The organism is Dankookia rubra, assembly GCF_004355005.1.
In the GTDB taxonomy this organism is placed as follows: domain Bacteria; phylum Pseudomonadota; class Alphaproteobacteria; order Acetobacterales; family Acetobacteraceae; genus Paracraurococcus; species Paracraurococcus ruber_A.
On record NZ_SMSJ01000186.1, the window covers coordinates 1 to 4,598 of the forward strand.

General features: G+C 74.6%; 5 protein-coding genes. 4 read left to right on the plus strand and 1 reads right to left on the minus strand.

Going from position 1 to position 4,598, the window contains the following annotated elements:
* Window positions 1–175 precede the first annotated feature (175 nt).
* From E2C06_RS35375 to E2C06_RS35385, 3 genes are all read left to right on the plus strand, one after another.
* Entirely contained in the window at window positions 176–1,207 is a 1,032-nt protein-coding gene (locus E2C06_RS35375; protein ID WP_133293226.1) for a zinc-binding dehydrogenase, read from the plus strand.
* Window positions 1,208–1,235: 28 nt separating this feature from the next.
* Entirely contained in the window at window positions 1,236–2,429 is a 1,194-nt protein-coding gene (locus E2C06_RS35380) for an ABC transporter substrate-binding protein (protein WP_133293227.1), read from the plus strand.
* Between the two features lie 173 nt (window positions 2,430–2,602).
* Window positions 2,603–3,190 carry a phosphatase PAP2 family protein gene (locus tag E2C06_RS35385; RefSeq protein ID WP_133293228.1) on the plus strand — a complete coding sequence of 196 codons (588 nt, stop codon included), beginning with the start codon at window positions 2,603–2,605 and terminating at the stop codon, window positions 3,188–3,190.
* Between the two features lie 18 nt (window positions 3,191–3,208).
* Here the strand turns inward: E2C06_RS35385 and E2C06_RS35390 are convergent, their stop codons facing one another.
* Window positions 3,209–3,961, minus strand: coding sequence for an SDR family NAD(P)-dependent oxidoreductase (locus tag E2C06_RS35390; protein WP_133293229.1), 753 nt, complete (start codon window positions 3,959–3,961; stop codon window positions 3,209–3,211).
* 217 nt (window positions 3,962–4,178) lie between these two features.
* Here E2C06_RS35390 and E2C06_RS35395 point away from each other — a divergent pair.
* Window positions 4,179–4,598: hypothetical protein (locus E2C06_RS35395; RefSeq protein ID WP_133293230.1), on the plus strand; the 420-nt coding region annotated here is incomplete at its 3' end.

Genomic DNA, 4,598 nt, shown 5'->3' on the forward strand with positions numbered 1-4,598 from the left:
AGGGCGCCGGCGCGACGGGTGCGGCAGCGCACGCCGCCCGTGCCATCCCGGCGCGCCGCGGTGCCCGGGGCGCCGCCATCCCGCGGCCGCGCGGGGTCGTCGGGCAGCGCCATGGTCCCGCTTGCCTCGGCCGCGCGGGAACGCTTAGCCTGCTACCAAAATCGGGGAAGCCTCCATGCGCGCCGCCGTCTTCGAGGGCATCGGCCGCCCGCTCGCGCTCCGCGACCAGCCCGAGCCGCTGATCGGGCCGGGCGACCTGCTGGTCCGGGTCGCGCTCTGCGGCATCTGCGGCAGCGACCTGCATGCGACCGAGGTGCCGGACTACCGCCTCGCCGCGGGCACCGTGCTCGGGCACGAATTCGCCGGCACGGTGGTCGAGTCCCGCCACCCCGACTGGCACCCGGGCGACCGGCTCGCCGCCATCCCCTTCGCTCCCTGCGCGGACTGCGAGCCGCAGGGCGAGTGCCGCGCGGGCCTTGCCGCGACCTGCCCCCGCGTCACCGGCCTCGGCTTCTCCCCGCAGGTGCCGGGCGGCTTCGCCGAGCGGGTGCGGATCCGCGCCAGCCAAGCGCTCCGCCTGCCCGATGGCCTCGGCTTCGCGGCCGGCGCGCTGCTCGAGCCGCTCGCGGTCGGCGCGCATGCGGTGGCGATGTCGGACATGCCGGCCGGCGCGCGGGTGCTGGTCACCGGCGCCGGCCCGATCGGCCTCGCGGTCGCCGCCATGGCGCGGCTGGCCGGGGCCGGCGCGGTGGTGGTGAGCGAGCCCGGGGCCGAGCGGCGCGAACGGGCGGCGCGGCTCGGCGCCACCGCCGTGCTCGACCCGGCCGCGGCGCCGCTCGACGCCGCCTTCGCCGCCGCCGCCGGCGGGCCGCCCGACCTCATCCTGGAATGCGTCGGCATCCCGGGGATGCTGCAGCAGATGATCGCGCTCGCCCCGCCGCGCGGGCGGATCACCGTGGTCGGCGTCTGCATGGAGGAGGACCGGCTGCGCCCGCGCATGGCGATCAGGAAGGAGCTGAGCCTGCGCTTCGTCCTCGCCTATGACCGCGCCGACTTCGCCCGGGTGCTGCGGCACCTCGGGGCCGGGGAGATCCGCGCCGCGGATTTCGTCACCGGCACCATCGGGCTTGAGGCGCTGCCCGAGGCCTTCGAGGCACTGCGCCGGCCGGGCGCGCAGGTGAAGCTGCTGGTCGATCCCGCGGGCTGAGCAGGCGGGACGGGGGAGGGGAAACAGGATGCAGAGACGCGCATGGATCGCCGCCGCGGCCGCGCTGGCCGCGCCGCGCATCGCCCGGGCCGAGGACGCGCCCGGGATCACGCCGACGGAGATCCGCTTCGGCGGCACCACCGCGCTCTCCGGCCCGGTCTCGGCGCTCGGCGTGCAGTGCCGCGCGGTGGAGGGCGTCTGCCGCATGGTGAACGAGCAGGGCGGCATTGCCGGGCGGAAGCTCACCTACACCCTGTACGACGACGGCTTCTCCCCGCCGAAGACGCTGGAGCAGGTGCGGCGGCTGGTCGAGCAGGACCGGGTCGCCTTTCTCTTCAACATGCTGGGCACCGCGCCGAACAATGCCGTGGTGCGCTACGTCAACCAGCGGAAGGTGCCGCACCTCTTTCTCTCGGTGAACGGCGACAAGTGGGGCGACCACAAGGAGCACCCCTGGACCATGGGCTTCGCCCCGAGCGCCCGGGTCGAGGCCCAGGTCTTCGCCCGCCACGCGCTGGCCGAGAAGGCCGATGCGCGCTTCGCCCTGCTCTACCAGAACGACGACTTCGGCCGCGACTACATCGCCGGGCTGAAGGATGTGCTCGGCCCGGCCTACGAGGCCCGCGTCCGCGCGGCCTCCTACGAGGTCACCGACCCGACCGTCGACAGCCAGCTCATCGCGCTGCAGGGGACGGATGCCATCATCTCCGGCGGCACCGCGAAGTTCGCCGCCATGGCGATCCGCAAGCTGCACGAGCTCGGCTCGAAGGCGACGCACTACATCGCCAGCGGCGCCAGCTCGGTCGCTGGCGTCATCGTGCCGGCCGGCGTCGAGCGCGCCGTCGGCACCGTCTCCTCGGCCTACCTGAAGGACCCGAACGACCCCGCCTGGGCCGGGGATGCCGGCATGGCGCAGTACCGCGGCTTCATGGCGCGCTGGCTGCCCGAGGCCGACACCACCGACATCTACTACACCTACGGCTACACCGTCGGGCTCGCCCTGCTGCAGATCCTCCGGCAATGCGGCGGCGAGATGACGCGCGAGCGCATCATGCGGGAGGCCGCGAACCTCCGCGGCCTCGAGCTGCCGACCCTACTGCCGGGAATCCGCGTCGATACCTCGCCCACCGACTACCGGCCGCTGCAGCAGCTCCAGCTCATCCGCTGGGACGGCCGGATGTGGCAGCGCTTCGGCGCGGTGATCGAGGCGACGGGCAGCTAGAACGGCTTCCGTTCGCACCGGCTCACGGCTACCGCTCCAGCCGCTTGTTCTGGCGAGCATCTTCGCCGGAACAGGTGAGTCCACCTGATCGGGATCTCCTCTGCGGGCAGGCCAGCGCCGGCGGAACGGCCTTGTGAGCCGCGGCCGCGGCTGCCGCTTGCTATGCCCCGCCGATGCTCTTCCTGTCCGATTTCGCCGATCTCGGCCTGGTCCTCCCCCTGGCCGCGCTGGTCGCGCTCGCCCTGGCGATGCTCGGGCGGCGGCGGGACGCGCTGGCCTGGTGCCTCGCGGTCGGCGGCACGCTGGGCGCCACGGCGGTGCTGAAGGTGCTGGTCTTCGTGGCGATCGGCCCGCAGGGCTGGGCCGGCCTCGGCAACCCGAGCGGCCATGCCGCCTCGGCGACCATCGCCTATGGCGGGCTGGCCGCGCTGGTGGCGGGGCGGCTGGTGCCGCGCCTGCCCGTCGGCCTGCTGACCGGCCTGGCCTCCGGGCTGCTGGTCGGCTTCACCCGCGTCGAGCTGCGGGTGCACAGCCTGGCCGACGTGCTGGTCGGCGTCGCGGTGGGGCTCGCCGGCCTGCTCGCCCTGGACCGGCTGGCCGGGCCGGCCCCGGCCGCACCGCGCCGCGCCGGCCTGCCGGTGCTCGCCGCCGTGGCGCTGGCGGCGATGCTGGCCTTCCACGGCCAGCGGCTGCTGGCCGAGCCGGAGTTGCGGGCGATCGCCGCGCATCTCCAGCCCGCCGGCGACCGCGCCTTCGACTGAAGGGGCGCCCGCGGCGCGTCAGCAGGCGAGGTAGCCGCCGTCCACGTGCATCTCGGAGCCCGTCATGTAGGAGCTCTCGTCGGAAGCGAGGAAGAGAATGGCCCGCGCGACCTCCTCCGCCTCGCCCGAGCGGCCGAGCGGCACGTGACCCAGCATCTTCGCGCGAAACACCGGGTCGGCCGTCGCGCCGCTGGTGCGCATCGGCGGCATCAGCCCGGGATGGATGCTGTTCACCCGGATCCCCGCCGCGCCTTCCTGCACCGCGACAGACTTGGTCAGCAGCCGCACCGCGGCCTTCGAGGCGTTGTAGGCGCAGTGGATGCGCTCCTGCCCGACGACGCCGGAGATCGAGGAAAGGTTGACGATCGACCCGCCGCCGTTGCGGCGCATCGCCGCCACCGCGTGCTTCACCCCGAGGAAGCAGCCGCGCGCGTTCACCGCCATGATCCGGTCCCATAGCCCGGTGTCATAAAGGTCGTTGGTGGCGCTGCCGGAGATGCCGGCATTGTTCACCAGCACGTCGAGCCTGCCCCAGGCGCCGAGCACGGCCCCGATCGCGGCCTCCCATTGCGGCTCCTCGACGACGTCGAGCGTCACGAACATCGCGGTGCCGCCGGCCGCGGCGATCTCGGCGGCGACGGCGCGGCCCTCGGCCTCCAGCATGTCAGCGACGGCGACCTTGGCGCCCTCGCGGGCCAGCAGCCTGGCGGTGGCGGCGCCCATGCCGCTGGCGGCGCCGGTGACCAGGGCGCATTTGTCGGCAACGCGCATGACGTTCTCTCCCTTGCTTGGGCCGGCAGCCTCGCAAGCGCCCGCCGGCGCCGCAAGGCCGTGGCCCAGGAGGCGCAGCGGCGCCTCCTCGGCCTCTACCCACGGTGTCGTGTGCCGATGCGGGTGGCCGATACTTAGATTCGTATACTATCCCTCGTCTGCACCCGCCCCGACACCCGCCCCGGGGCGGCGCCGCGACAACGAGGGAGATTTCGTCATGGTGCATCTTCGGTCCGGCCGCCCGAAGCTCCGGCTGCGGCTGGCCTCCCGCCGCGACGAAGCCTTCCTCGAGGAGGGCGAGCTGCCGCCGCTGCGCCAGCCGCGGCCCGGCCGTCCCGCCCGGGTCATCACCCGGCGCGAGGAGATGGCCAGCAACGCCGCCTGGGCCCGCGCCCGGCTGCACGAGAAGTTCCGCGGCGCGGTGACCTGGACCGAGGCGACCGGGCTCGGGATCTATGGCGCGGTGCTGCTGATGCTGCTCGGCCGGCATGCGCCGGACGGCGCGGCGGAGGGGCTGCCGCTGCACGATCCCGCCGCGCCGCCGCTCGCCCGCGGCGGCAGCGACCCGGCGGTGCAATGGGCCGATGCCGGCGGCGGCGCCGATGCCGGCGCCGAGGCGGCGGGCCTGGCGGCGCCG

Bases quoted from the DNA above. Each gene is read 5' to 3' on its own strand.
- E2C06_RS35375 (WP_133293226.1), top strand. From the start codon at position 176: ATGCGCGCCGCCGTCTTCGAGGGCATCGGCCGCCCGCTCGCGCTCCGC.
- E2C06_RS35380 (WP_133293227.1), top strand. From the start codon at position 1,236: ATGCAGAGACGCGCATGGATCGCCGCCGCGGCCGCGCTGGCCGCGCCG.
- E2C06_RS35385 (WP_133293228.1), top strand. From the start codon at position 2,603: ATGCTCTTCCTGTCCGATTTCGCCGATCTCGGCCTGGTCCTCCCCCTG.
- E2C06_RS35390 (WP_133293229.1), bottom strand. From the start codon at position 3,961: ATGCGCGTTGCCGACAAATGCGCCCTGGTCACCGGCGCCGCCAGCGGC.